The sequence below is a fragment of the Duganella sp. Dugasp78 genome, from assembly GCF_059491455.1.
Map to the genome: position 1 here is coordinate 6,068,183 of NZ_CP168506.1, position 26,305 is coordinate 6,094,487.

Annotated in this window: 20 protein-coding genes; 9 read left to right on the plus strand and 11 right to left on the minus strand. The window is 67.2% G+C overall.

Annotation, left to right across the window (positions count from 1 at the left end; translation table 11 throughout):
* Positions 1-136: 136 nt before the first annotated feature.
* Genes ACEN9O_RS26835 through ACEN9O_RS26850 form a run of 4 tightly spaced genes read right to left on the minus strand, consistent with a single transcriptional unit; the run spans position 137 to position 4,704 of the window.
* The gene (locus tag ACEN9O_RS26835; RefSeq protein WP_495614843.1) at positions 137-1,114 is read right to left on the minus strand and encodes a ribonuclease T2 family protein; all 978 of its coding nucleotides are present in this window, start codon (positions 1,112-1,114) and stop codon (positions 137-139) included.
* A 36-nt stretch (positions 1,115-1,150) separates the two neighbouring features.
* Positions 1,151-1,762 carry a response regulator transcription factor gene (locus ACEN9O_RS26840; RefSeq protein ID WP_495614844.1) on the minus strand — a complete coding sequence of 204 codons (612 nt, stop codon included), beginning with the start codon at positions 1,760-1,762 and terminating at the stop codon, positions 1,151-1,153.
* Positions 1,759-2,847: a sensor histidine kinase gene (locus ACEN9O_RS26845; RefSeq protein ID WP_495618546.1), complete on the minus strand. Its 1,089-nt coding sequence runs from the start codon at positions 2,845-2,847 to the stop codon at positions 1,759-1,761. The genes ACEN9O_RS26840 and ACEN9O_RS26845 overlap by 4 nt, the downstream gene beginning before the upstream one ends.
* Before the next feature lie 45 nt (positions 2,848-2,892).
* Entirely contained in the window at positions 2,893-4,704 is a 1,812-nt protein-coding gene (locus tag ACEN9O_RS26850; protein ID WP_495614845.1) for a CIA30 family protein, read from the minus strand.
* Positions 4,705-4,874: 170 nt separating this feature from the next.
* On the opposite strand from ACEN9O_RS26850, the gene torT reads away from it, so the two are divergent.
* Positions 4,875-6,032 carry a TMAO reductase system periplasmic protein TorT gene (gene torT / locus ACEN9O_RS26855; protein ID WP_495614846.1) on the plus strand — a complete coding sequence of 386 codons (1,158 nt, stop codon included), beginning with the start codon at positions 4,875-4,877 and terminating at the stop codon, positions 6,030-6,032.
* Here the strand turns inward: torT and ACEN9O_RS26860 are convergent, their stop codons facing one another.
* Complete coding sequence (locus ACEN9O_RS26860; protein ID WP_495614847.1) at positions 6,033-9,563, minus strand: indolepyruvate ferredoxin oxidoreductase family protein; 3,531 nt, start codon at positions 9,561-9,563, stop codon at positions 6,033-6,035.
* 117 nt (positions 9,564-9,680) lie between these two features.
* Here ACEN9O_RS26860 and ACEN9O_RS26865 point away from each other — a divergent pair, with 117 nt between their 5' ends.
* The 3 genes from ACEN9O_RS26865 (at position 9,681) to ACEN9O_RS26875 (ending at position 11,532) form a co-directional block, all read left to right on the plus strand.
* A complete protein-coding gene (locus ACEN9O_RS26865; RefSeq protein ID WP_161091890.1) occupies positions 9,681-10,148 on the plus strand; it encodes an Lrp/AsnC family transcriptional regulator in 468 nt (155 codons plus the stop codon).
* Positions 10,149-10,261: 113 nt separating this feature from the next.
* The gene (locus ACEN9O_RS26870; protein WP_495614848.1) at positions 10,262-11,101 is read left to right on the plus strand and encodes a universal stress protein; all 840 of its coding nucleotides are present in this window, start codon (positions 10,262-10,264) and stop codon (positions 11,099-11,101) included.
* Between the two features lie 38 nt (positions 11,102-11,139).
* Positions 11,140-11,532, plus strand: coding sequence for a TraR/DksA family transcriptional regulator (locus ACEN9O_RS26875; protein WP_495614849.1), 393 nt, complete (start codon positions 11,140-11,142; stop codon positions 11,530-11,532).
* A gap of 8 nt (positions 11,533-11,540) precedes the next feature.
* Here ACEN9O_RS26875 and fnr read toward each other — a convergent pair whose 3' ends face one another.
* The 5 genes from fnr to ACEN9O_RS26900 all read right to left on the minus strand — a co-directional run bounded on the left by fnr (position 11,541) and on the right by ACEN9O_RS26900 (position 16,556).
* Positions 11,541-12,341 (minus strand): fumarate/nitrate reduction transcriptional regulator Fnr, encoded by an 801-nt coding sequence (gene fnr, locus ACEN9O_RS26880; protein ID WP_495614850.1) that lies wholly within the window; start codon positions 12,339-12,341, stop codon positions 11,541-11,543.
* Between the two features lie 151 nt (positions 12,342-12,492).
* Complete coding sequence (locus ACEN9O_RS26885; RefSeq protein ID WP_495614851.1) at positions 12,493-13,131, minus strand: response regulator; 639 nt, start codon at positions 13,129-13,131, stop codon at positions 12,493-12,495.
* Entirely contained in the window at positions 13,121-14,614 is a 1,494-nt protein-coding gene (locus tag ACEN9O_RS26890; RefSeq protein WP_495614852.1) for a response regulator, read from the minus strand. The genes ACEN9O_RS26885 and ACEN9O_RS26890 overlap by 11 nt, the downstream gene beginning before the upstream one ends.
* Positions 14,611-15,024 (minus strand): response regulator, encoded by a 414-nt coding sequence (locus tag ACEN9O_RS26895; protein WP_495614853.1) that lies wholly within the window; start codon positions 15,022-15,024, stop codon positions 14,611-14,613. The genes ACEN9O_RS26890 and ACEN9O_RS26895 overlap by 4 nt, the downstream gene beginning before the upstream one ends.
* Positions 15,021-16,556 (minus strand): sensor histidine kinase, encoded by a 1,536-nt coding sequence (locus ACEN9O_RS26900; RefSeq protein WP_495614854.1) that lies wholly within the window; start codon positions 16,554-16,556, stop codon positions 15,021-15,023. Before ACEN9O_RS26900 ends, ACEN9O_RS26895 begins: the two co-directional genes overlap by 4 nt.
* A 160-nt stretch (positions 16,557-16,716) precedes the next feature.
* On the opposite strand from ACEN9O_RS26900, the gene ACEN9O_RS26905 reads away from it, so the two are divergent.
* The 5 genes from ACEN9O_RS26905 (at position 16,717) to ACEN9O_RS26925 (ending at position 24,927) form a co-directional block, all read left to right on the plus strand.
* Entirely contained in the window at positions 16,717-17,106 is a 390-nt protein-coding gene (locus ACEN9O_RS26905) for a TraR/DksA family transcriptional regulator (RefSeq protein WP_495614855.1), read from the plus strand.
* Positions 17,107-17,487: 381 nt separating this feature from the next.
* Positions 17,488-22,473 carry an AAA domain-containing protein gene (locus ACEN9O_RS26910; RefSeq protein WP_495614856.1) on the plus strand — a complete coding sequence of 1,662 codons (4,986 nt, stop codon included), beginning with the start codon at positions 17,488-17,490 and terminating at the stop codon, positions 22,471-22,473.
* On the plus strand, positions 22,470-23,717 hold the full coding sequence (locus ACEN9O_RS26915) for a hypothetical protein (RefSeq protein WP_495614857.1): 1,248 nt from the start codon (positions 22,470-22,472) through the stop codon (positions 23,715-23,717). The genes ACEN9O_RS26910 and ACEN9O_RS26915 overlap by 4 nt, the downstream gene beginning before the upstream one ends.
* A 21-nt stretch (positions 23,718-23,738) precedes the next feature.
* On the plus strand, positions 23,739-24,497 hold the full coding sequence (locus ACEN9O_RS26920; protein ID WP_495614858.1) for an HNH endonuclease signature motif containing protein: 759 nt from the start codon (positions 23,739-23,741) through the stop codon (positions 24,495-24,497).
* Positions 24,487-24,927, plus strand: a complete 441-nt coding sequence (locus ACEN9O_RS26925) for a hypothetical protein (protein WP_495614859.1) — start codon at positions 24,487-24,489, stop codon at positions 24,925-24,927. Before ACEN9O_RS26920 ends, ACEN9O_RS26925 begins: the two co-directional genes overlap by 11 nt.
* Positions 24,928-24,952: 25 nt before the next feature.
* Here the strand turns inward: ACEN9O_RS26925 and ACEN9O_RS26930 are convergent, their stop codons facing one another.
* Positions 24,953-26,155, minus strand: coding sequence for an NnrS family protein (locus ACEN9O_RS26930; RefSeq protein ID WP_495614860.1), 1,203 nt, complete (start codon positions 26,153-26,155; stop codon positions 24,953-24,955).
* Positions 26,156-26,305 lie beyond the last annotated feature (150 nt).

Sequence of the window (26,305 nt, forward strand, 5' to 3'; positions counted from 1 at the left end):
TCAGCAAAAGCCGATTCAGCAAGCCGTTCATCCCCCCTCCCCTGGCGGGCCTATGTCGAAATAATTATAGGGGTATTGTCGTACGCCAATGAATATATTTGACGCAAGCGTGGCCGGACGTTGCTAATCGTCGCATTTAGTTCCTGCCGGCCGCCTCCACGACCACCTGGTCGTCGCAGCCGATCTCGCGCGGTGCCGCGGCGGCGGCGTTGCCAACCAGTTGCGGCAGCTCGCCGCCGGTGCTGAAGTCCAGCGGCAGCGCCACCCGTATCTCCTGCAGGTATTTGTGCTGGGTGCACACCAGCGTGATGCTGGCCGCCACCTGCTCGCCATAGCGCGCCTTGACGCGGTCGAAAAACTCGCCGACGCGGAAGCTCTTGCCGACGCTGCCCAGCACGATCTTGCCCACTTCCGAATCGTTCACCACCCGCACCGCCGACACCGCCTTGATGAAATACTCGTCCGGCGGCAGCGCCTGGCATTTGCCGTGCTTGTTCCATTCATAGGCGCCGAAGCTGCGCTCGAAGTAGAAATTGGGCATCCACGGCGCGACCTTGTCCATGGTTTCCCTGGTCAGCGCGAACGGCGCGCCCTCGCAGTCGCCGTAGCGGGTGCCGCATTCCTTCCGGTTCGGCCACAGGCCGTGCAGGCTCAGGGTCTTCGCTTCCAGCGCGCCGCTGTTCATGGCGTCGCACTCCGGCTTCTTGCCCTTGTAGGGCACATGCTCGCAGAACCCCGGCTGCCAGGTGATCGCCAGCACATAGCTGTCCTGCTTGTTGGCGATGCTGCAGCTGCCGCCGTCGTTGCCGCCGGACGGCGCCTTGACCGCCTGCTCGGCCAGCGCCGGCGTGCCGCAGCTGCGCTGCACCCAGCGCAGCGACGGCTCGGCGCCGGGCACTTCCACCCGCAGCCAGTCGTAATCGACCTTGTTAATCTCGCGCACCGTGTAGGCGGTGCCGGCGGCCACCTTGGCATCGCCCGGATTGGTGCGCTTGGCGAAGGACGCAAACGCCTCGCAGGACTGGGTCGCGGTGAATTGACCGCTGGCCGATTCGCTGGCGCCGGCGTCGAGCGCGGCTACGGCAAGCAGCAGCGCTGCGAGGTGACGATGCATGGGAACTCCGAAGGTGGGAAAAGTCGCGCTATTCTATTACAGCCAGCCGGCATCGCGGGCCAGGCGGAAAGCCTCGACCCGGTTGCCGGCGTCGAGCTTGCTGATCGCTTCCGACAGATAGTTGCGCACCGTGCCCTCGGACAGATGGATCTGGCGCGCGATGTCGCCGCTGCTGCGGCCCTCGCCCGCCAGCCGCAGCACCTGCCGCTCGCGCTCGTTGAGCGGATCCTCCTTGCCGCTCCAGCTCTCCAGCGCCAGTTCCGGCGCGATGGCGCGGCCGCCCCCGTGCACGGTGCGGATCGCCGCCGCCAGCGTCTCGGCCGGCGCGTCCTTGAGCAGGTAGCCGCGCACGCCCGCGCCCAGCGCGCGCCGCAGATAGCCGCTGCGGGCGAAGGTGGTCACGATCATCACCCGCGTCGGCAGGCTTTGCGCGGCCAGCGCGGCGGCCAGTTCCAGCCCGGTCATCAGCGGCATCTCGATATCGGTCAGCAGGATGTCCGGCCGCAGCGACTGGCACAGCGCCAGCGCCTCCTGGCCGTTGGCCGCCTTGCCCACCACGTCCAGGTCGCCCTCCAGCTTGAGCAGCGCCGCCAGCGCGCCCAGCACCAGCGCCTGGTCTTCGGCGATCACCACGGTAATCATTGTCATGCACTCGCTCCCATCGGCAAACTCAGTTCCAGCGCCAGGCCGCGGTCGACATGCAGCGCCAGCCGCCCGCCCAGCGCGGCCACGCGCTCCTTCATGCCGCTCAGGCCGGAACCGTGCGCGATGGCCGCGCCCTGGTCCAGCACGCGGCCGTTGTCGCGCACGCGCAGCACCACCATGCCCGATTCCAGCGCCATCCGCACCTCGCAATGGGAGGCGCCGGCGTGGCGCAGGATATTGGTCACCGCCTCGCGCAAGGCCAGCGACAGCACGTTCTCCAGCGCGGCCGGCAAGGCGCAGGGCTGCACCTGCTCGGTGAAGCCGACCTTGGCCGCCGCCAGGCTGGCGCGCGCCGTCGCCAGCTCATGCGCGAAGCCGGTCTGGCGGATGCCCGTCACGGCCGAGCGCACCTCGCTCAAGGCCTGGCGTGCGCTCAGTTCGATATCGCGGATCTCGCTGCGGCAGGCGGCGGCGTCGCGCTCGAGCAGCTTGCCCGCCAGCTCGGCCTTCAGGGTAATCATTGACAGCGTATGGCCCAGCAGGTCGTGCAGGTCGCGCGAGATGCGTTCGCGCTCGGCGATGCGCGCCAGGTGCGCCACCTCCTCCTGCTTGCGCAGCAGCTGGTCGCGCGAGCGCCGCATGTTTTCCTCCATGATGCTGGCGAATCCGACCGGCCCGCCGACCACCAGCGCCGGCAGCAGGAAATTGATCTTCAGCGCGACGTAAGGCGTCATCAGGCAGGCGCACAGCAGCACGAAGGCGATCCCCGCATAGGCGTGGGCGCGCCGCTCGAAGCGCGAGCACATGGCGCTGGCGAAGATGAAGAAAGTGCTGGCGCCGGCATTGTGCGGCGCCCACAGCACGCCCATCAGCACCACCACCAGCAGCAGCGGCACCACCCGCAGATTGCAGCGCCAGAAGCTGGCGAAATACACGGGAAGGAACGCCAGCACCGTCAGCACCAGCCACACCAACTCGCACGGGCCGGGGGCGATGAAGATATACTTCCACAGGATGAACAGCAGCGACCATGCCCACAGATACGGGCCCTTGCCCATGGCCGGCGGCACCAGCGGCCTGGCCAGCATGCTCTTCAAGCTGTGTAGTATTCCCACCTCCGTCCTTCGCTCAGTTTACTCGTTCACCAGGCGCACATCGCTGATCTGGAACCGGTACTCGCCCAACCGCGGCCCGGCGTTGAACGCTATCATGGTCACCGCGCCAAAGTCTATGCCCTTGAAGCCGTCGAACGGCAGCGCCACCTCTTGCCACTCGTCCGAGGTCGCGAACGCCTGGTTGACCGGGATCGTCACGCCGCTCGACAGGATGCCGACGTTATAGCGCTGGCCGTCGCCCTTGACGCGGAAACGCAGCACCCTGGCGCCCCGCAGGTCGGCCGGCTGCATCATCTGCGCGCCCGGCATGAAGGCCAGCCCGGCCCATGGGTAGGCAAAGCCCTGCTGCACTTTCGCATTCACCGCCAGCGGACGCAGGCCGTCCGCGCCCGCCTCCTGCAGCTTCAGTTCGACGCTGGATTTGCCGCCGATGAACTGGTCGGTGGACGGCACCCAGCCGACCCCGATCGGGCTGGCCAGCTTGTCGGCCGAGAACAGGCTGATGCGGCCGCCGGCCGGCAGCGCCAGCGGCGGCTGGGTGCGCGGCGCCAGCTCCCGCGCCACCTTGTCCTGCTGCGCCTTGCGCAGCGGGCTGACCGCCTCGCCATCCTTCCACACCTCGACGATGCTGCGCACGGCGCCGATATCGCTGCCGGCGTCGCCCTGCACCAGCAGCAGGTCGGCCTTGTAGCCCTTGGCGATGCGGCCGCGGTCGGCCAGCTTGAAGGCCAGCGCCGGCGCCGAGGTGGCGGCGACCAGCGCCTGCTGCGGCGTCAACCCCGCCTGCGCCAGCGCGGCCATCTCGTGCAGCAGGCTGATGCCGTACTGGGTGCCGGAGTTGCCGGCGTCGGTGCCGGCCAACAGCGGCACGCCCGCCTTGCTCAGCGCCGCCGTCACCTGCTTCGGTACCGTCATCAGCACGGTGTGGGCTTGTCGGCCGTAGCTGACTTTCAGCGGCCCGGTCTGCTCCTTGGTGAGCAAGGCGGCCAGGCCGGTGTCGCCCATCACGTCGTCCTCGCGCAGGCCGGCGATGCTCTCCAGCACACTGAAGGTCGGGATGACGAAGGCGTGCTTCTGCTTCGCCAGCTTGACGAAGCCGGCCAGTTCCTCGTCGCCCACGCGCTCGCCGTTGAACAGGTGGGCCAGGCCGTCGGCGCCCGCTTCCAGCGCGGCGCGGGCGCTGGCCAGGTTGCTGATGTGGACCACCGCCAGCTTGCCGCGCAGGTGGGCCGCATCGATGACGGCCTTGACGGTCGGCAGGTCCAGCGTGGCCATCGGATGGCCAGGAGAACCCGCTTCCATCACGATCTTGATGAAGTAGGAGCCTTCGGCGATGCGGGCGTCGACGAAGGCCTGGGCCTCCTCCGGCCGCGTCAGCGTCGGTATCGGCATGCCGTACTCGGTGCCATGGCCGCCCGGCGCGGTGACCAGCGTGCCGGCCGAGTACATGTCGGCCTGGCCGTGGTTGTCGTTGCTGCGCATTTTGGCGCTGATCTGCTGCATCGCCGCCACGCTGGTGAACATGTCGATCTGCGTGGTGACGCCGAACATCAGCGGCAGCTCGAAGTCGCGGAAGGCATGGACGTGGGAGTCGATCAGGCCAGGCAGCAGCGTGCGGCCGGCGCCGTCGACGATGTGGGCACCGGCCGGCACGGGGCCGCGAAAATCGGCGTCGGCGATCTTGTCGTCCTTGACCAGCACCGAGCGCCTGGCGTGCATCTGCTCGCCGTCGAACACGCGGGCGTCGCGTATCAGCCAGGTATCGGCCAGCGCCGGGAGGGACAGGCCGAGGCCACAGGCGAACAGCATCTTCGAAAGTACAGGGTTCATTGAAGTCTCCGGGTTGGTATGACGACAGTGTGCCGCGATGGCTCCAGGCCGGCCAGAAGCAAATGCCACAACTTTGGCATGACAATTGTCAGCTTGTCCCATCATGCCCGCCGATGCGGTTAGAATTGTACTAAACAAGCGCAGTCCGCCGATACGGAAGAAAACACAGTATGCCTAGTTTGACGAATCACCGCTTAGGAACATTAGCCGGCCTGGGCGCGCTGTGCACGTCCATGACGCTGGCGGCCGCCGCGCCGGTGGCGCCGGCGGCCAAGTTTGCGCCGGTCCCGGTGGTGTCGATTTTCCGCCCGCTGCAAGCGAACGGCTCGGCCGACGACGCGCTGGCCAGCGGCCGCGTGGTGGCCGGCAGCTATGCGATGGCGCCCAAGGCCAGCAAGCACTGGCGCATCGCCTTCCTGTTCCCGCACCTGAAGGACCCGTATTGGGTCGGCTGCAGCTATGGCGTCATCAGCGAGGCGCGCCGGCTGGGCGTGGCGGTCGACATCCTGCCCGCCACCGGCTACGACGACCTCAAAGGCCAGCTGCAGCAGATGGACAACGCCATCGCGGCCAAATATGACGCCATCGTCATCTCGCCGATCGGCATGACGGCCAATAACAACTCGATCGCCAAGGCGCGCGCCGCCGGCATACCGGTGTTCGAGCTGGCCAACGACAGCCGCAGCGACGACCTGGCGATCAAGGTCACCACCTCGCTGCGTGCGATGGGGACGCAGGCGACCCGCTGGATGGTGCGCGATGCCCAGCAGCGCGGGCTGAAGTCGGTCAACATCGGCCTGCTGCCTGGTCCGATGGGCGCGGGCTGGGTCAAGGGAGAAGTCGACGGCACGCGGATCGCCGCGGCGGAAGCCGGGATCGCGGTCAACATCATCGACATCCGCTACGGCGACAGCGACCGCAAGATACAGACGCAGCTGGCGACGCAGATGCTGGCCAAGCACGGCACCAAACTCGATTACCTGCTGGGCTGCACCGGCTGCGCGCCGGCTGCGGTGCAGCCGATCAAGGCGGCCGGCTTGAACAACAAGCTGCGCGTGGTGGCCTACGACCTGACCGACGAAATCGCCCGCCTGATCCGCAGCGGCGACATTTACGCCGCCGCCGACACCAAGGGCGTGAGCCAGGCGCGGGTGGCGATCAACGCCGCCGTCAATCTGCTGGAGGGACGCGGCAAGAACCTGCCGCACACCATCCTGATCGACCTCGGACTGGTCGACCAGCAAAACTTCAGCGGCTATCCCTTCGATACCTCGATCGCGCCGGAAGGCTACAAGGCCACGCTGTCCTACGACCCGGCCAAAAACTGATCAGGCCTGCCGCTTCAGTTCCACCACACGGGCGGCGCGCAAGCGGGCCGCCAGTTCGGTCCACTGCGCGTCGGCCTGGTCCAGCGCCGCCAGCTTCACGTGGCCGTAGCCGCGCACCTGGTCCGGCAACTGCGCCAGCTTCAGCGCGGCCTCCTTGTTGTCGGCCTTCAGGCTGGCCGCCAGCTCGGCGGCGAACGCCAGGTAGCGGTCGCGCAGCGCGCGTTCGCGCTTGCGCTCCTGCGTGTAGCCGAAGACGTCGAGCGGCGTGCCGCGCAGCGATTTGAACCTGGCCAGCACGCCGAAGGCCGGCATCATCCAGCCGCCGAAGCGCATCTTGACCGGCACGCCGGAACCCAGCTTGCGGCGCGCCAGCAGCGGCGGCGCCAGGTGGAAGGCCAGCTTGTAGTCGCCGTCGAACTGCGCGGCGATCTGCGCGCGGAAGGCCGGATCGGCATGCAGCCGCGCCACCTCGTACTCGTCCTTGTAGGCCATCACCTTGAACAGGTTGCGCGCCACGGCTTTGCTCAACTGCTTGCGCGAGCCGCTGCCCTCGAGCGCGACCTCGCGCTGCTCGACGGCGGCCACCGCGTCCGCGTACTGGCGGGCGTAGGCGGCGTTCTGATAGCTGGTGAGCCAGTCGACGCGGAAGGCCACCATATCGGCCAGCGACTTCGGCGCGGCAAACTGGATCACCTGCTGCGGCGCCTGCACCAGGCGCTCCAGTGCCGCGCGGTCGGCGGCGGCCAGGCGGCCCAGCATGAAGGCGCGCTTGTTCATGTCGATGGCGACGGCGTTCAGCTCTATCGCCCGCATCAGCGCCTCCAGCCCGACCGGCACCAGCCCCAGTTGCCAGGCAAAGCCCATCAACAGGATATTGCCGCCGATCGGATCGCCGAGGAAGCGCTGCGCGGTCTCCTGCGCGTCCAGCTGCAGCACGTTGGCCGCGCCGGCCGATGCGGCCAGCTTCTCCAGCAGGCCGGCCTTGTTGATCGAGGCATCGCGATCGCGGGTGAAATCGGCGGTCGGGATTTCGCGCTCGTTGGCCACCACCCTGGTATGCCCTTCGCGCATGACGGACAGGCTATCCGGCATGGCGGCCACCACCAGGTCGCAGGCGAACACCGCGTCGGCCTGGCGCAGGTCGATGCGCACCTGGTTCAGGCATGACGGCGACGACGCCACCCGCACATGCGACAGCACCGCCCCGCCCTTTTGCGCAAAGCCCATGAAGTCCAGCGTCGACGCGCCCTTGCCCTCCAGGTGTGCTGCCATCGAGATCAAGGCGCCGACCGTGACGATGCCGGTGCCGCCTACGCCGGCCACCAGGATCTCGAACGGCTTGGCCAGCGCGTGGCGCGGCGGCGCTGGATAGGCTGCCAGCGCCCGCTCCAGGTCGGCCAGCGACAGCTTCACGCTTTCCGGCTTGCGCAGCGAACCGCCCAGCACCGAGACGAAGCTCGGGCAGAAGCCCTCGACGCAGGAGTAATCCTTGTTGCAGGACGATTGCTCGATCTGGCGCTTGCGGCCCAGTTCCGTCTCCAGCGGCAGGATGGACAGGCAGTTCGACTGCACGCCGCAATCGCCGCAGCCCTCGCACACGGCCGGGTTGACCACCATGCGCCGCGCCGGGTCGGGGAAGACCACCTTGTCCGGCTTGTTCTTCTTGCGCTGGCGGCGCTTCTCGGCGGCGCAGGTCTGGTCGTACACCAGCACCGTCACGCCGGCGATCTCGCGCAGCATGCGCTGCATCGCATCGAGCTCGCTGCGGTGATGCACGGTCACGCCTGGCGGCAGGCTCACGCCCTGGTAATTTTCCGGCGCGTCGGTCACCACCACGACCTTCTTCGCGCCCTCGCTGCAAACCTGCTGCACGATCTGCGGCACCGACAGGCTGCCGTCCACCGGCTGCCCGCCCGTCATCGCCACGGCATCGTTGTACAGGATCTTGTAGGTGATGTTGGTGCGGGCCGCGATCGCCTGCCGTATCGCCAGCGAACCCGAATGGTAGAAGGTGCCGTCGCCCAGGTTCTGGAACACGTGCGGCTCGCCGACGAAGCGCGAGGAGCCGACCCAGGCGATGCCCTCGCCGCCCATCTGCGCCAGGTAGTTGGTGTCGCGCTTCATCCACGTCGCCATGAAGTGGCAGCCGATGCCGGCCAGCGCGCGGCTGCCTTCCGGCACGCGGGTCGAGGTGTTGTGCGGGCAGCCGGAGCAGAAGTACGGCGTGCGCTTGACGCCATCGGCGCCGTTCGACAGCAGCTCGGCGGCGCAGAAGTCGGGCAGCATGCGCGCCAGGTCGAGCTGCGCGAACTTCGGCGCCAGCCACTGCACCAGCGCCGGCGCGATGCGCGACGGCCGCAGCTCGCCCAGCGCCGACAGCAGCGGATCGCCATGCCGGTCGGTCTTGCCAATGACGATGGGGCGCTGTTCCTGCGGCAGGTTGTAGAACAGGTTCTTGACCTGCTGCTCGATGACGGCGCCCTTCTCCTCGACCACCAGGATCTCGCTCAAGCCGGCGGCGAACGCCGACAAACGGGTGCGCTCCAGCGGATAGGTCAGGCCCGGCTTGTACAGGCGCACGCCCAGCTGCTCCAGCCGCTGCAAAGGCAGCTCCATGCGCTCCAGCGCCTCCAGCAGATCGAGGTAGGCCTTGCCGGCGCTGATGATGCCGATGGTGGCGCGCGGCGCCGCCACCACCAGCCGGTCGATGGAATTGGCGCGGGCGAAGGCCTGCACCGCTTCCAGCTTGGCGGCGGCGCGCTGCTCAAGGGCCAGGCCGGGCAGGTCCGGCCAGCGGTTGTGCAGGCCGTCGGGCGGCGCCACATAGTCGGTCGGCGTGACGTACTGCGGCAGCGGCGGCAGCTCGACCACCGCGCCGCCCTCCACCGTCTCCGAGATGGCCTTGAAGCCGCTCCAGGCGCCCGAGTAGCGCGACATGGCCCAGCCGTACAGGCCGAATTCCATGTACTCCTGAATATTGGCCGGATTAATCACCGGCATGCTCCAGGCGATCAGCGCCTGCTCGCTCTGGTGCGGCATCGACGACGACACGCAGCCGTGGTCGTCGCCCAGCACCACCAGCACGCCGCCGGTGGGCGACGAGCCGTAGACGTGACCGTGCTTGAGCGCGTCGCCGGCGCGGTCCACGCCCGGCCCCTTGCCGTACCACATGGCGAACACGCCGTCGACCTTGCGCGTCGGGTCGGCCTCGACCTGCTGCGAGCCCATGACGGCGGTGGCGCCCAGTTCCTCGTTAATCGCCGGCAGGAATTCGATATGGTGGCCTTGCAGCAGGTCCTTGGCGCGCCACAGTTCCTGGTCCACCGCGCCCAGCGGCGAACCGCGGTAGCCGCTGACGAAACCGGCGGTATTCAGCTGCTGCGCCTCGTCGCTGAGCTTTTGCATGCACAGCAGCCGCACCAGCGCCTGGGTGCCGGTCAGGAACACGCGGCCTTCGGCGCGGGTCAGGTTGTCGTCCAGCGCGTAGTGCGGATCGGCCAGGAATGGCACGGGCAGGGTCAGAGTATTCATGGTCTCGTTATGTTTTTTTGATGAGACAGGATATGTCCGCCGGAGCGAAAAATTATTTCTATCTGTGCCGCCCACAAGGCTAGAATGGCGAAAATCTTTCGAAAATCGGCAAAAATCATGAAAAACACTTCTATTGACCCAGCCTCGGTGAAAATCCTCGCCGAACTGCAGAAAAACGGCAGGATTTCATCCAACGAGCTGGCCGAGAAGATCGGCATGTCGGCCAGTCCGTGCTGGCGCCGGCAGAAGGAATTGGAGGACAACGGCTACATCGTCCGCTACACGGCGCTGGTGGACCGCCGCAAACTGGGGCTGTCCGTGGTGTGCCTGCTGCACATCTCGCTGGCGCGGCACGAGGAAGGCGTGGTCGAGCAGTTCGAGGCGACCATGCGCATGCGCCCGGAGGTGGTGGAGTGCTACGAGACCACCGGCAGCTCGGACTACATGGTCAAGGTCGTCCTGGCCGACATGGACGCCTACCACGACTTCCTGCACAACGTGCTGGTCAAGCTGAACGGCGTGGCGCAGGTCAACACCAGCGTGGCGCTGCGCGAAGTGAAGTACGAGACGGCGCTGCCCCTGTAATACGTCCCGCTTGATTTGGATCAATCAAATTTCACTCTCAAGTCTCTACGATGGCGGTACTTGATGCGACGCAATCGCATCGCTGAATTTGTCCCGGTCATCAGGGAGACACCATGTCCTATAAAACCATACTCGTGCACGCCGACGGCACGCCGCAGGCGCCGCAGCGCATCCGGCTGGCGGCGCTGCTGGCCCTGGTCCACGAAGCCCATCTGATCGGCGCCGCCATGACCGGCCTGTCGCGCCACGCCCTGCCCGACGGCTCGATCGCCGCGGTCGGCACGCCCTTCCCGTTCGACCTGCGCCTGCTGCATGGCCGCGCCGACGCGGCACTGTCCCAGTTCACCGATTGCGCCTCCCGCCTCGGCGTGCCGTCCATCGAAGCGCGGCTGGTCGATGACGCCGCAGACGACGGCCTGATACTGCAAAGCCCCTACGCCGACCTGCTGGTGCTGAGCCAGGCCGACCCGCAGGACTACGGCAACAGCCTGCTGGCCCGCCTGCCGCAAACTGTCATGTTCCACAGCGCCCGCGCGGTGCTGATCGCGCCGCACGCCGGCCAGTTCGAGCAGATCGGCAAGCACGTGCTGGTGGGATGGAACGGCAGCGTCTCGGCCATGCGCGCCGTCACGGCCGCGCTGCCGATACTCAGGCGAGCCGCCGCCGTCACGGTCGCCACCGCGCCGCAAGCCGGCTGCCACGGCCGCCAGACCGACCTGCCAGGCGCCGAACTGGCCCGCTACCTGGCCCGGCACGGCGTGGCCGTCACCCTGGCCCAGCCGGACCCGGACCGCCGCGCGAGCGAGGCGCTGCTGGCCTTGGCAGCCAGCAGCGGCGCCGACCTGCTGGTGATGGGCGGCTACGGCCACCAGCGCCTGCATAAATGGCTGCTCGGCGGCGCCACGCGGACCATGCTGCGCCGCATGACGCTGCCGGTCCTGATGGCCCACTGAAGCAGCCCCCCTACAATCGAATGACAATGGAGAACACCATGAGTACCGTCAGCGCCAACATCATGCAAGTATTGCGCAACCGGCTACAGCAACGGCGCGAGCAGCTGGCCGTCCAGTTGCGGCAACGCCTGCACCAGGCCGACGAGCAGCAGGAAATGGCCCTGTTCAACAACTACGCCATCGACGCCGACCTGGCCGAAGCCAGCCAGCTCAACGATACCGATATCGCGCTGCTCAATCATGAATTACTGGAACTGCGCAGCGTGGACGAAGCGCTGGCGCGGCTGCACCATGGCGCCTATGGACAGTGCTCGCGCTGCGGCGAGGCCATCCTGGAAGCGCGCCTACTGGCCCAGCCCGAGGCCGGAATGTGCCGGGACTGCCAGGCGGAGCTGGAACTGCGCGGCGGCTCGAAAATGGCGCCGCGCTGACGGCCGCATCAGGCGTTCGCGACCTGCATCATCATGCGGGCCGGGCGGGCGGCGGCGGCCGGTGCCGGCATGCCGGTGGCCAGCGATTCCAGGCCGGGGTGGTCGAGGATGGTCAGCTCGCGCTTGTCGACCGCGATCCAGCCGCTGGCGCGGAAACGCGACAGCAGGCGGCTGATGCTCTCGATGGTCAGGCCCAGGTAGTCGCCGATGTCCTCGCGCGACATGCGCAGCTGGAAGCTGTTTGGCGAGTAGCCGCGCGCGGCGTAGCGGGTCGACAGGTTCAGCAGGAAGGTGGCGAAGCGCTGCTCGGCGCGCATATTGCCGAGGAAGAGCATGGCGTTCTGCTCGCGCATGATCTCCTGGCTCATGATGCGGTGGAAGTGGCGCAGCAGCTGCGGCACTTCGGCGAACAGTTCCTGCAGGCGGGCGAACGGAATCTCGCACACTTCGCTGTCCTCCAGCGCCACCACGCCGCAAGCGTGCTGGCCGCTGCCGATGGCGTCCATGCCCAGCAGCTCGCCGGCCATCTGGAAGCCGGTGATCTGCTGCTGGCCGCCGTGGTTGACGCGCGAGGTCTTGAAATGGCCAAAGCGCACCGCGTACAGGCTGTGGAAGGGCTGCTCCATGCGGCACAGGTTTTCGTCGCGCTCGACGCGGCGGCGGCGGCCGATGATCTTGTCGAGCCGGCCCATCTCGCTTTCGTTGAGCCCCTGCGGCAGGCACAGGTTCTTGAAGCCGCACATCGCGCACTTGATCTGGCTTGGGCTCGCCGTGCCGCCCGATGCGGCCAGTTGTAGATTCGTCGTCATGTCCATACTCCTTTTTGTGCAAGCCACCGCGTCGTGGCGATGGCTTTGGTATGGGATCAGTATCGACGATGGGGGGCGCGCTGCGCATCGGGCTTCGCTGCCCTGTCGTGTAGGGGGCGGCCGACAAAATCCTGTAGGGGATCCCCTACAACTAGATCAGGCCGTGCTCCAGCGCGTAGCGGGTCAGCTCGGCGTTGCTGTCCAGGCCCATTTTTTCCAGGATGCGCGAGCGGTAGGTGGTCACGGTGTTGGGGCTCAGGTGCAGGGCTTCGCCGATGCGCACCAGCGATTCGCCGGCCGCGATCAGCTTGAACACTTCCAGCTCGCGGTTGGACAGGGCCTCGTGGCCGGCGTTGCCGCCGCCGCCGATCAGGCTGGCCAGCTTCTCCAGCAAGGCCGGGCTGACGTGCTTGCCGCCCGAGGCGGCCTTGCGCACCGCCGCCACCAGCGTGGTGGTCGGGGCGTCCTTGATCAGGTAGCCGGCCGCGCCCAGCTTGAGCGCGCGCACCGCGTAGATATCCTCCGAATAGGTGCTCAGCATCAGCACGGCCAGCTTGGGCCGCTCGCTGCGCAGCTGCTTGAGCAGCTCCAGGCCGTTCTTGCCGGGCATGGTGATGTCGAGCAGCGCCACGTCGAACTCCTGGGCCATGACCAGCTGCAGCGCTTCCTGCGCGTTGCAGGCCTCGCCGTCGACGCGGATGTCGTCGGCCGAGCTCAGCATCAGGCGCACGCCGTTGCGCGCGATCGCATGGTCGTCGACCAGCAGCACGCGGATGGGATTAGTACTCATATTCGTCGTCCAATGGCAGGCGCAGCAGCAGGGTCGTGCCCTGGCCGGGCCGGCCGGTAATTTTCAATTCGCCGCCGAAATGGCGGCAGCGTTCGTGCATGCCCAGTATGCCCCAGGACTCGCGGTTGAGCAGGCGCTCGGCCGCGATGCCCTGGCCGTCGTCGCTGATGCGCAAGGTCAGCACGCCGTCGGCGTAGTCGACCTGCAGCGCGGCCTGGCTGGCGCCGGCGTGGCGCACCACATTGGTCAGGGCTTCCTGGGCGATGCGGAACAGCATCGTGCTGCGCCCGGCGTCCAGCTCCAGCTCGGCGGCGGCCGCGGCCACCGTGCACTGGCAGTGCAGTCCCGAGCGCTGCTCGACCTGCTCCGCATACCACTCCAGCGCGGCCCACACGCCCAGCTGGTCCAGCACGCTGGGCCGCAGGTCGGTGATCACGCGCCGCACCGTGGCGATCGCGTCCTGGGCCAGTCCGGCCGCCTCGGCCAGCAAGGGTTCGACCGGCGCGGCGGCCGCCTCGGCGCGCTCGATGCTGACCGCGATATAGGCCTTGATGCCGGTCAGCAGGCCGCCCAGCTCGTCGTGGATTTCCTGGGCGATGCGCTTGCGCTCGTTTTCCTTGATCTGTTCCTGGTGCGCCGACAGGCTGCGCAGCGCCTGCTGCGACGCCAGCAGGGCCTGCTCGCCCAGCTTGGTCTGGGTGATGTCGATCATGAGGCCCTGCATGAACAGCGGCTGGCCCTGCTCGTCGCGCACCAGTTCGGCCTGGTCGCGCAACCACAGCGCCCGGCCGTCGCGCGCGTGCACGCGGTATTCCAGATGCAGCGGCGTGCCGTCGCGGCGGCTGCCTTGCAGGGCCGCCAGCGCCGCCTCGCGCTGGTCCGGGTCGATCAGGCGGCCGTGCAGCGCGGCGTCGGCCAGCCACTCGGCAGGGCTGTAGCCCAGCAGGCCGATCTGCGGACTGATGTAGCGCAGCGCGCCGCTGCCGCCCAGTTCGGCGATATAGCTGATGGCCTGCATCTGCTCGACCAGGGTGCGGAACTGGGCCTCGACCCGGCGCTTGTCGTCCAGCAGGCCTTGCTCGCGCAGCATGCGGTGGATCGCGCCGGGCAGGAATTCCAGGTAGTAGCCGTCGACGTCCTTGACCAGGTAGTCGCGCGCGCCGCGCCGCATGGCCCCGGCCGCCACGGCGGCGCTGTCGGCGCCGGTCAGCATCATCACCGGGACGCGCTGGGCGGCATCGTCCTCGTACAGGTGGGCCAGGAACTCCAGGCCGGTCAGGTCGGGCAAATGATAGTCAAGCAGGATGCAGTCGGGACGTTCGCTGCGGGCCAGCTCCAGGCCCAGCTCGCCGCTGTCGGCCTCCAGCAGTTCGAACGCGGAGGCGGCGTCGGTGGCGGCGCCGGCGGCAGCGAAGGCGCGCCGGCAGGCCATGCGGTCGACCGCGTCGTCTTCCACGATCAACACGCGCACGGGGCTGTTCACGGCATCTCGCTGATGGTCCAGTACAGGTCGATCGAGCGCATCATCTCGACGAAGCGGCGGTAGTCGACCGGCTTGGCCATGTAGCCGGCCACGCCCAGGTCGAAGCTGCGCACCTTGTCCTGCTGTTCCTCGGACGTGGTCAGCACCACCACCGGGATCCGGCGCAGCGCCGGGTCGAGCTTGATCTGCTGGAGGAACTCGATGCCGTTCATGATGGGCATGTTCAGGTCCAGCAGGATGATGCAGGGCCGCTCCTGCGTCGGGTCGCGCAGATAGGCCAGGCCCGCCTCGCCGTGCTCCATGCTGACCACCGCGTTGCCGACATGGATTTCCTTCAGCGCGCGCCTGATGGTCATGATGTCGACGTGGTCGTCCTCGACCAGCAGGATGGGTTTGTTACTGACTTTCATGCAGGGCTTCCTGTTCGGGATAAGTGGGCGGCGGACTTGGGCAGCGTGAACCAGAAGGTGCAGCCCTGCCCCATCTGCGATTCGAGCCAGATGCGTCCGTGGTACATTTCAACGATTTTCTTGGCCAGCGCCAGGCCGACGCCGGTGCTCTCGACCCGGTCGCGCGAGGCCAGCGTCTGGAACAGCTGGAAGATGCGCTCGAAGTGGCGGGTCTCGATGCCGGGACCGTTGTCGCGCACGCTGAAGCGCCAGTGGCTGCCGTCGTCCTCGCAGCCGATGTCGATCACGCCGTCGGCCTTGTCCATATACTTGATGGCGTTGGAGATCAGGTTGTGGAACACCTGCTGGATGCGGGTCGGCTCGATCAGCACCGTCGGCAGCGCCGGCGCCACCGTGACGCGGAACTGCGGCGGCGGCGCCAGCAAATCCACCACGTCCACCAGCAGCTGGTTCAGGTCGACCGGCAGCTGCGCCTCGCGCACCCGGCCCACGCGCGAGTATTGCAGGATGCCGTCGATCAGGCTGCTCATCCGGTGCACCCGGTTGATCAGCAGCCGCATGTGCTCCTTGCCCTCGTCGTTGAACTGATCGGCGTAGTCGGTGGCCAGCCAGTCGGCCAGCGAGCCAATGCCGCGCAGCGGCGCCTTCAGGTCGTGCGACACCACATAGGCGAAGTTGGTCAGCTCCTCGTTGGCGCTGCTGATCTCCTGCATCAGGCGGCGGTTGTGCTCCTCCACCTGCTTACGCTCGGAAATGTCGCGCACCATGCCGGTGAACATGCGGCGCGCGCCCAGCTGCATCTCCACCACCGACAGCTCCATCGGGAACACGCTGCCGTCCTTGCGCAGGCCCTCCACCTCGCGGCCCTTGCCGATGATGCGCTTCTCGCCGGTGTCGCGGTAGTGCGCCAGGTAGGCGTCGTGCTGGCGGCGGTGCGGCTGCGGCATCAGCATCGAGACGTTCTGGCCGGCCGCTTCGGCCTCGGTGTAGCCGAACAGCCGTTCTGCGGCCGGATTGAGCCGCTCCAGCACGCCCAGCTCGTCGATGGTGATGATGGCGTCGACCGCGGTCTCGAAGATGGCGCGCATGCGCGCCTCGCTTTCCTGCAGCGCCTGTTCGGCCAGCTTGCGCTCGGTGACGTCGCGCACCGTGGCCAGCACCATCTGCAAGCCGTGCGAGGTGCGCAGCGGCGACAGGCTGACCTCGACGCCGAACTCGTGGCCGTCGCGGTGGCGTCCGAACAGCTCGGCGCCCGCGCCCATCGCGCGCGCGCGCGGCTGCCCGAAGAATTCGCCCCGCTGGGCCACGTGGGCGGCATGGAAGCGGGCCGGCACCAGCGCCTCCAGCGCCAGCCCGTGCATCGCGCCGGGGCCGTAGCCGAACAGCCGCTCCAGCGCCGGATTGGCCAGTACGATGTTGCCGGCCTGGTCAACGATCAGCATGGCCTCGGTGGCCGACGCCAGCAGCCATTCCAGGCTCAGGCCCTCTATCCCAAGATTTTTCAACAGCGCATCCCGTAAAACGATGCCCATCCGGCATCCAGACCTAAATCATACGATTGAATGCCCCGGAACACAAAAAAAAATGCCTGATTGTCAATCCGGCCAGCCGTACCCGAAGTATTCCCGGGCATTTTGATCTGGATCAACGGCCCCTACAGACGGCGCCCCGGCATGGCCTTACAGTGGCGCCATGAATCCGTCACTCCCACCCGAACAGGAATGGCTGGCCGCGCGCCTGCAGCGCCTTCGCGGCGAGCTGCAAGCACAGCTGCGACGGCGTTTGACGCCTGCGCCGCAGGCGCTCGCGCCGCTCATCCTCAACGGCGCGGCAACGCTGGACGACCCGGCAGTGATCCGCCAGTTGCCCGCTTGCGACCTGGTACGGCTGGCCGAGGAACTGGCCGCCATGCGCAGCGTCGATGCCGCTTGCGCCCGCCTGGCCGACGGCAGCTATGGCCGCTGCCTCAACTGCGGCGCGCCGATCGCGCCGGAGCGTTTGCGGGTCCAGCCCACCGCGCTGAAATGCCTGCCGTGCCAGGAAGCACACGAGCAACGGCCGCACCGAGGCATGCCTGGGTGACCTTGCGCGACAGCAGATACCAGCCCAGCTGACGGCGAATCTCTTCCGGCGGAGGCGGCGGTTCCAGCGCCCCGTGGATACGTCGCGCCATGTATGCGCGCACGGCTTCTTTCGATGGATGCGTGGTAGCGATCATATGCGTCGCCGGCGATCGGCCGGCGCCTCGGTAAAAATCGTCAATACCGTTTATACCCGAACCGAGGCCCCGGGTTTTGGGACAGCGCTGCCAGCCGCCTGCCCGCGCCGATATGACATCGGCGTTACAAAGTGCGTATTTTCATCCTGTATTAACCGCTAGTATGTTGGCTCTTCATACGAAGGCAACAAAAAACACCGTGGGGCCGCTGCACCTTGCAAGGACAAGCAACCGATCAAGACACTATGCCAATAGAATCAACGCCGCCAAGCCCCAAGCAGCTAAGCTATGCCACTGCAATTCGCAATACACTCGGCGACGCCATCGACCAGGCGGAATTTGAGGCCGCCAGCACAGACGTCCAGCGGTGCGGCCTCTTCATCACGAAGCACAAGGACGCCTACGCCGCCCTCCGCGCCAGCCAGGAGCAGGCCAGGGAGCAACGATCGCGCCAGGAACTATGGGGCGATCTGGACGGCATCGGTTGCCTCACTCCGCACATGCGCGCCACCATCGCCGCCGCGGCAACCACCGTGGAAAAAAAGGCGCTGGTCAAGGAAATCAAGAAGGCCGGCAAGAGCGGCTTCGCCCGCCTCGATCCAAGCCAACTCAATACAACCGCGGAAAAGCTGATCGGCTACTGGATTGAAGGCTTGCAAAGCACCGCGTTCGAGGCCATGGGGAAACTCCCCAATTTGGTCGGTGCTCCTGACCGTACTTTTGCCTACGCCGACATCGGTTCCATGTTGTCGACGCTCCCCGGCGACGCTCTGCAATTCGACCAGCCACAAGCCCCCGTTCGCCATCTGGTCTTGAAATTGATTTATGAGAAAACCGCCGACAACAAAGCCCCGGTTGTCCTTGGCGTGCTGCCGCTGGCGGCAATCAAAGATCCGCAGCAGGCGCTGGGCTACCGGTGGGCCCCCACGCGCGAACGGACGCCGCAGTTCAATCGCGACCTGCTAGGTGAGACAAGCAGATTGCCGGGGCTGTTCCTCAACCATGTGGACGCCTACGACAACTGGTGCCTGGAGCAAATCCTGATCGGCGAGAATGACGAGCCGGAATCCGACGCCACATTGAATCTGCAAGCCGCCCTGGCCCTGTGGGACCAGGCATTCGCCATCCTGGCCGAGCCTGGCCACGGCGGCGTCGACGGCTGGATACGGCGCTTCATGGCCGGTCGCAGCCAGGCATGGCAAACCAGGAAACTGCGGCCCGTCTTCAGCCTGGTCGACGGCGGGGCTGTCAGCGGCAGCTCGCTGCATGTCTGTAACGCCTACCGGCAAGTGCTGGCCGAGCCTGAATTGCTGGCACAAGCGGAACTGGCGCTGTTTGCGCGCATCGCCGACACCGTGACGTTGCAGCCGCACCGCTACGACACCGCCGAACAGGGACTGAACCCGGACCACATCGCGCGCTATGCCGGGCATATGGATTCCTGCAAGGACGGCAAGCGCTCCGCCTTCGCGCTGGACCCGGCCCAACGCGACGCCCTGATCGCGCTGGCGATGACCGCCGATGGCGAACTGCTGGCCGTGAATGGACCGCCCGGCACCGGCAAGACCAGCCTGCTGCGCGGCGTGATCGCCAGCGCATGGGTCGCCCCCCTGCTCACCGAGGCGTCGCATCCGCCCTGCCCCTTGCTGCTGGCGTGCGCCGCCACCAACCAGGCTGTGACCAACATCATTTCCAGCTTCGACGAAACACCGGGGCCGCGGCTCTTTGACACCGATGGTGAATTTTTAGCGGAAAGCACGGCAGGGGTCGACAACCGCTGGCTGCCCTACCTGGGCTCTTACGGCTGGTATGTCCCCGCCAACCTGGCCGGCACGGTCTTGACGGACTATGCCGCCTATCAGCTCCTTTGGCGCAAGAGCGCGCATTTGCCCTGGGAATTCCAAGCGGTCGCCGCCCCGTTCGGCCAGCTCACCACCGGCCAGCTGGAGGCCGGCTATCTGCTGTGCGCGCAACAGCATTTTGGCGCCCGGCTCGATATGCCCACCGTCCTGCAACGCCTGCGCGACCAGGTCCAGCTCGGCGAGCAACACATGGCGGACTTGCAGGCGGATATCGAGCAATGGCTGGATCGACTGCGCCAGCTCACGCGCACCGCGCCATGGACCGAACACGATCAGGATCTGGCAGACCAATTGCTGCTGCAGGCCGAACCGCTGTCCGGCAAGTCGGGGCGGTGCGCTCAGCTGCAACTGGATGTCGCCCGTTACGAGCTCGCCATCGACGGGCTGGCGCGCTTTAACGACTTCCATGCCATCGACACGCAATACCGGACGCTGTTGGCGACTCTGGCGCCGGACGACCCGCTGCGCACCGACACCGACTTTGCCTCCATCGCGCGGCAATCCGGCGATCTGCAGGCATTGGCCGCCGAGCTGGAAAAAACCCGCCACCTCAACTTCACGCAACGCCTCAAGGCGGCGGTATCCCAGCTGTTCCATGGCGACGCCACCAGGCGGCGCTGGGACGCCCTGCGCGACGCCATGCATGCCGTCAACCTCGAGGCCGGCGAGGGACGGCCCGATCTGGACGCCTGGAGCAATGCCATCGCCCAGCGGCAGCGCCAGCTCAAGCTCGCCCTGCAGCGCGCGGCAGCGGAGGGCATGCGGCTCCACCTGCAGCGCCTCGGCGTCAAACTGAGCGCGACGCCGGACTACGCCAGCGTCTGGCCATCCGAACTTGAACTGCATCGCCTGGCGCTGCGCGAACAGCGCGCCAGGCTGATGCTCGAACTCGATGCGACCGGCACCACGCTTGCCGGCATCAATGCCCGGCGCAGCGCACTCGAGCAACGCAGAAAGGTGCACGCCCAAGCCTGCCTGGAGGTCGAGCAGGCCGATGCCGCGCTGTGCGCAACGCTGGCGCGCTGGCCCGCCCCGGCGGAGTCCACCCACAAGCTGCGGCGCGTGATGCAACGCGGCTACGAGCTGAGCCGAACCGGCGCGCGCGCCGCCGCCGGCCTCGTTCAACACCAGTTCGACCTGCAGCGGCACGTCCAGGACTGGCTGGACAGCCATGTGCGCACGCGCCTGTTCCATTACGCCGCGCGCTATTGGGAGGGGCGTTACATCGTCTCGCGCATCGAGGAGGCGGCAAGACTGCGCCAGGACCCCGACGACGTGCCGTCCAGCCAGGCGCAGTTGCGCCAGCTCGCCATGTTGGCGCCGGTGTTCGTGGTCACCGCCTACTCGGCGCCTAAACTGATGCGGCGCAGCCTGCGCAATGTGCAACAAGACCTGCCACCCTACCTGTTCGGCGAAGCAGATCTGCTGATTGTCGACGAAGCGGGCCAGGGCACGGCGGAAATTGGCGCCAGCGCCTTCCTGTTTGCCCGCCGCGCCATCGTCGTTGGCGATACCGCCCAGCTGGAACCGGTATGGAGCATGGGGCCCTCGCCCGATCAAGCGCTGGTGCACCGCTACCGGCTGGCGCCCGGCGCGCTCCCCGCGGACCAGACCGGCTACCAGGCGCTGCTCCCGACCGGCGTCCTGCTGGCGCGCGGCAGCGTCATGCGGATGGCACAGCGCGCCACCACCTGGGCCAATCCCGCCTTCCCTGGCGCGCCGGGCCTGACCTTGAGCAACCACTACCGGTGTCTGCCGGCCATTATCGATATCTGCAACCGCATGGTTTACCGCGACGCGCTACAGGTCGCAACCACGGCGCCGGACCAGCTTTGGCGGCCTGAACTGGCACGCCTGGGCTTCCTGGTGACCGCCCCCGTCAGCGACACCAAGAACCCGGCCGGCTCACGCCACAACCCCGGCGAGGCCGCCTGTATCGCACACTGGGTACACGAGAACCATGCCAGCCTGGTGCGGCACTACAGCAAGAAAACGCCGGTCGCACTGGAAGACATCCTGGCCATCGTCACGCCTTACAGCGGCCAGAAACGCGGCCTCAAGCAGGCCCTTGCCAGACAATACGGACTGGCGTTTGACGAGTACGACCGCGATGCCATCTATAACAAACTGACCATCGACACCGTCCACACCTTGCAAGGCGCGGAGAAGCAGATCGTCATCTTTGCCATGGTGGACACCTGCGATCCGCACAGCCTTCAGTTTTATGACAAGGGCTCCAACCTGATCAATGTCGCCGTTTCGCGCGCCAAAGAGATGTTCATTGTCGCCCTGTCGCAAAAGGCCGTCGACTACGCGCGCGCCCTCGACCCCAATCAACTGAACAAGCCCAGCGACTATTTATGGCAAGCGGCCGTCACCCGGGGCTCCCGCCTCAACCAGCGCCACCTGATCGTGGTCGAATCCCCCAATAAGTGCGCCCTGCTCAAACAGGCCCTGGGCAACAGCATCGAGCTGGAGGTGCTGGCCACCGAGGGCCACATCGCCGAACTGGCCGCTCCGGAGCAGTGGCATGCGCTGACCGCCAGGCAGCCGTGCTGGGGCGACCTCAGCGCCGCCGGTGAAAAAGTCTTTGCCGCGATCCAGACGCTGTGGCCGGATCTGGCATCCTGTTACCTGGCCACCGATCCCGATCCGGAAGGCGAAGCCATCGCATGGCACATACTGCGCATCCTGCGCACGCGTCAGTGCAATGGCGAGATTGCCAGCGAAAACAGCAAGGCGCCGCGCATCAAACGCATGCGCTTCTACACCCTGGAGGCCGGGGAAATACGGCGCGCCCATGCCAGCGCAGCCGACGGACTGGACGCCGGCATGGTCAAGAGCGCGCTCGCGCGCACCCTGCTCGACCACCTGATCGCCACCGAATATCCTCAACGCATCGGCATGGGGCCAGCCAACGCCTACGCCCGCGGCATCGGCCGCGTGCAACTGGGCGTACTCGATCTGGTGCACTGCGCGCAGTGCGCCGGCGCCAGCTACGCCGTGGCTGTGACCATCCGGCTGGCCGACGGATCGCAGCTGCGCAGCTACGCGCTCGCGCCGCCGGCAGCCGCCGGACAGGCCGCGACCGTCTGGCGCAGCCGGCAGCGCAGCACCGCCGACGAGGCCGCCGCGCGCATCCAGGAAAAGCTGCGCCGGCATCCGGTCGACGTCACATTGCAGTCGAGCAGTGCGCCATTGGTGCAACACCCGCCCTACCCGGGACTGAACACCGGGCGCATGCTGGCACTGGCGTGGCGCGCCGGGGGCCTCGCGCCGGGGCGCACCATGGCGGCCTTGCAGGCCCTCTATGAGGGGACGACCGAGCTGGCGCCGACAAGCGGCATCGCCGCCGGGGACAGATCATGAGCAGCACGCCCATTTCCGCCCACCCGATGCTCGAGCCGCTGGACTATGCGCTCAGCCCCGAACTGGCCGCCGCCCAGCTGCAGGGCGACCTGCTCTCCACCTACACCTGGATCTGGAACGCCGCCCTGGCCACCGCAATGGATGGTCCGGCGCTGCGGCCAGAAGCGCTGGAATGCCGCCTGAACTTCGGCCACGGCGATGATGCCGCGCAGCCGATCACCCTGCGCGCCCTGCAGCGCCTCTGCGTCGACGCCGGCTGGGGCAGCCTGCTCCCGTCCGAACTCCAACGTCTGAGCGGCGCCGACGCGGCGGCGCCATTGCCAGCCCTGCTGGCCGCCGCACTGGCGCAGACCGGCGCGGGCCGGCTTGACGGCCAAGGCTATCGCCAGCGCGACGCCGGGCAATGCGCCCCCTTGCTGCCGCTGCTTGCCGCGCCTGCCGACTGGCAAGCGCAGGCGACCACCATCGGCGCCTGCGGGCTCAGCGTGGACGAAGCGATCGAATCGATGGCGCAGCATGGCGTTGGCCGGCCCTCGACCTATGCCAGCCGCTTCCAGGCAGCGCTCGACAACGACTTGATCCAGGCGCATGACGGGCGCTTGAACGTTGGGGACTATGGCCGGCGGGTGCTGTCGGCCATGGCGGGCGGGCCCACCGTGGACGCCCGCTTCAGCAGCGAACTCGAAGACGCGCTGGCGTCGATAGAGACCAGCCCGTCGAAGGCTGGCGCCGCGCTGCGCGCATTCAGCGCGCGCGCCTTGGACGCCGTGCCCGACCTGGCCGACTGGCTCGACGAGCTGATCATTGACGGCGACAGTTTTGCATATGCCATGGCCAGGACCGAAGCCATGCTGCCGCCCGCCGACGGCTGGCAATCGTTCGCCCTGCCCGACGGCATGGCGCCGGAACAATTGGCCCGCGAATCCGCCGCGGCGCTGGCTCTGCGCGCCCAAATCGATCAACTGCTGGCCGCGCCGGACCCGAAACGCTGGCGACGCCTGCGCCCCCGGGACCGGGCCGCGCACCGCCTGGCCGTGCTGGGACTGTCGCCCGCTGTCGACGGCAACGACGGCTTGCTGCGCATGGCCGCGCGCGACATCGTCCTGCGTTGGTGGATCGATCTTGCGCCGCAGGAAGCGCCGCTCAGCGAAAGCGAACTGGAACAGCCGCGCCTGGCACTGCTTGCGCCGGACACGGCGACGCAGCTACGTGACCTTGCCCTCCAGGTCCAGCATGTACTTTAGACCAGCGGGACTAGCACACTAATGGGCTTCATCAATTACCCCAGAACGGCCGCGGAACTGCGCGAAGTTTTATCGTTGGGCTACCACGAAGTGCTGCGCCTGTTGCGCGAGAAGAAGCTGCGCGTCAATCTGCGCGGCTTTCTGAAGCATGTCTTCCAGGAACGGCGCCACGACGACCACGCGATCGACAAGCTCAACAACAAGCTGTTCGCGTGGCAAGAACAACGGCGGCAAGCCGGTCAAGCCGATGCGGCGCTGGTCTATCATCATAGCGGCGTCAGGATGCTGCATGGCTTCCGGATCGTCATGGTTCAGTATGAGCGCAAGGCCGACCGCGTCGTCTATGAACAACAACGCGAGCGTGAATTCAACACGGTCCGCAGGGCCTGGATCAAGGAGATCGCGCTTACCCATGCGCAGGAATTGGCCGCCGCCGGCCTGGCCGCGAAGGAAATCCAGCAAATGGCCAAGTACGGCAAAACCCCGCGCGACAGTGACGGCAAGGCCTATCAAGTCCATCACCGCACGCCGCTGGATGACGGCGGCAATAATGCGCACGCCAACCTGATCCTGATACGCGACGACGTCGAACACCGCGCCGTGCACGGCTATTACAATCCCGCCGAGCTCAAGATCGACCGCCTGGCCTACGGCGCCAGTGCGCCGGTTGCATTAGCCGTGCCGCCGGCGGACACTATCATCTACCCCAACCCGGCGCTCGGCTATGTGTCCGAGATCGTACCGCACGCGGACTTTTTAGATATCTATCATGACGATTGAATCCCTGGTCGACCAAATGACCGCCGAGCTGGCCGACCTTCCCGCCGCCTCCATCCCGTCGCCGTGCAGCGAGGCCACCATCAGCGCCACGGCCAGCGCCTTTGCCGCCGAGTTCGGCCATGACCTGCCGCTGGCCTACCAGCGCGTGCTGCGGCGCGCCAACGGCGTCCAGCACAACGGGCTGGTGATATGGCCAGCGGTCTTGCCGGCACCGCTGTTCCACGACACCGTCATCAGCGCCAACCGCGATTTGCGCGACAGCTTCTCGGACGATTTCCTTTATTTCGGTTCGATGGATGAAGAGCTCTACGTTTACGATGTGCGCTCCAGGCTGTACTGCGCCATTGAATACGTCGGACGTCCGGTGTGGAAGCGTTTCGCCGATGCGGAAGAAATGATCGGATTCATGCTGGCGCGGGCATGGGGCTAGCGCCGCAACAGCCCGGATCGGCCGGCTAACCCGGCTTGCCGTCCACGCGCCGCCTGGCCAGGTATGGCGCGTACACCCGGACGTACAGGCAAAACGCGCCGGTCCAGCACAGCGCGCTGAACACCAGCAGCGCCGGCCCGTTGTCCCAGCCCAGCGCCGACAGCACCCGGCCCAGGGCGCTCAGCTGTATCAGGCCGAACATCGCTGTTTCCCCGCGGCCCGCGCGCAGCGGCCGGCCGGTATGGCCCAGCGTGGTGCGCGTCATCATGCCCAGGATCAGGCCGGCCATCGAGCCCACCGTCAGCGCATGGAAGCCGGCGCTGGCGCTGACCATTTGCCAGCGCGACAGCACCAGCAACAGCAGCCCGGCGGCGATCCACGCATACGACAGGTGCATGATCCACAGCAGCGGATAAGCGCCGGTGCGCAGCGCCTGCCAGCGCCACAGGCGCAGCAGCACCAGCGCCGCCGCGGCCACGCCCAGCGGCGTGACCAGCCAGGCCGGAACGGCCGCGATCCAGGCCAGCGCGAAGCCGGCGACCAGGCCCAGCGACCAGCGGTCCAGCCGGGGCTGGACCAGCGGCGCGCTGCCGGGCGCGCCATTGCGGGTGAACATGGGGATGATGCGGGTGCCGATGGCCGCCTCCATCAGCACGATGACCAGGATCGCCGCCTGCACCGGCGCGATCGGCGACGCCGTCAGCCAGCCCAGCGTGATCGCGTGGAAGACGCCGTTGGCGGCCGCCATCAGGGCAAGCAGGCCGACCAGGAAGTAGTTGCGCTTGTTGCCGGATTTGTGCAGCACGCGCCACAGCGGCCACGCCGCCGCCGGCAGGAACAGCCAGTCGACCACGGCGCCGGCCAGCGGCGGCGCCATCAGCATCGCCAGCCGCCCCAGCAGCCACAAGGCCACCAGCGCCGCCAGCCGGCTGCGCACCGGCGTCCACGAGCCGGTCCAGTTGAACGCGGCGGTGTAGAGAAAACCGACCACCACCGCGGCCGCCATGCCGAACACCATCTCGTGCATATGCCAGTTGAAGCCCACATGCAGCCAGGCGGCGTCCGCGCTCCACCAGCCCAGGTAGCGCAGCATCCACAGCGGTATCGCCAGCGCGGCAAACCCCGCCGCCGCCAGATAGAAAGGCCGGAAGCCCAGTCCCCACAAGGGGTGGCTGCTGTCCCACGCGGCACCGGTGCCGGCGGGTTCTTCGATTTGAAGCAAGCTCATGATCTACATCCTGTAAGAGTACGTGCCATTGTCGGCGCGGCCGCGCGCGGCGTGAAGGCCGGCGCCTGCATTGCATAACCTGGATCAAGAAAATCCAAAACACCTTCGCCCGTCGGCGTGCTTTGGCTTAGGCTGTCGTTGTGGTTTTCA

Bases quoted from the DNA above. Each gene is read 5' to 3' on its own strand.
- torT (WP_495614846.1), top strand. From the start codon at position 4,875: ATGCCTAGTTTGACGAATCACCGCTTAGGAACATTAGCCGGCCTGGGC.
- ACEN9O_RS26915 (WP_495614857.1), top strand. From the start codon at position 22,470: ATGAGCAGCACGCCCATTTCCGCCCACCCGATGCTCGAGCCGCTGGAC.
- ACEN9O_RS26910 (WP_495614856.1), top strand. From the start codon at position 17,488: ATGCCAATAGAATCAACGCCGCCAAGCCCCAAGCAGCTAAGCTATGCC.
- ACEN9O_RS26850 (WP_495614845.1), bottom strand. From the start codon at position 4,704: ATGAACCCTGTACTTTCGAAGATGCTGTTCGCCTGTGGCCTCGGCCTG.
- ACEN9O_RS26930 (WP_495614860.1), bottom strand. From the start codon at position 26,155: ATGAGCTTGCTTCAAATCGAAGAACCCGCCGGCACCGGTGCCGCGTGG.
- ACEN9O_RS26885 (WP_495614851.1), bottom strand. From the start codon at position 13,131: ATGAGTACTAATCCCATCCGCGTGCTGCTGGTCGACGACCATGCGATC.
- ACEN9O_RS26875 (WP_495614849.1), top strand. From the start codon at position 11,140: ATGAGTACCGTCAGCGCCAACATCATGCAAGTATTGCGCAACCGGCTA.
- ACEN9O_RS26925 (WP_495614859.1), top strand. From the start codon at position 24,487: ATGACGATTGAATCCCTGGTCGACCAAATGACCGCCGAGCTGGCCGAC.
- ACEN9O_RS26840 (WP_495614844.1), bottom strand. From the start codon at position 1,762: ATGACAATGATTACCGTGGTGATCGCCGAAGACCAGGCGCTGGTGCTG.
- ACEN9O_RS26860 (WP_495614847.1), bottom strand. From the start codon at position 9,563: ATGAATACTCTGACCCTGCCCGTGCCATTCCTGGCCGATCCGCACTAC.
- ACEN9O_RS26895 (WP_495614853.1), bottom strand. From the start codon at position 15,024: ATGAAAGTCAGTAACAAACCCATCCTGCTGGTCGAGGACGACCACGTC.
- ACEN9O_RS26900 (WP_495614854.1), bottom strand. From the start codon at position 16,556: ATGGGCATCGTTTTACGGGATGCGCTGTTGAAAAATCTTGGGATAGAG.
- fnr (WP_495614850.1), bottom strand. From the start codon at position 12,341: ATGACGACGAATCTACAACTGGCCGCATCGGGCGGCACGGCGAGCCCA.
- ACEN9O_RS26835 (WP_495614843.1), bottom strand. From the start codon at position 1,114: ATGCATCGTCACCTCGCAGCGCTGCTGCTTGCCGTAGCCGCGCTCGAC.
- ACEN9O_RS26845 (WP_495618546.1), bottom strand. From the start codon at position 2,847: ATGCTGGCCAGGCCGCTGGTGCCGCCGGCCATGGGCAAGGGCCCGTAT.
- ACEN9O_RS26870 (WP_495614848.1), top strand. From the start codon at position 10,262: ATGTCCTATAAAACCATACTCGTGCACGCCGACGGCACGCCGCAGGCG.
- ACEN9O_RS26905 (WP_495614855.1), top strand. From the start codon at position 16,717: ATGAATCCGTCACTCCCACCCGAACAGGAATGGCTGGCCGCGCGCCTG.
- ACEN9O_RS26865 (WP_161091890.1), top strand. From the start codon at position 9,681: ATGAAAAACACTTCTATTGACCCAGCCTCGGTGAAAATCCTCGCCGAA.
- ACEN9O_RS26920 (WP_495614858.1), top strand. From the start codon at position 23,739: ATGGGCTTCATCAATTACCCCAGAACGGCCGCGGAACTGCGCGAAGTT.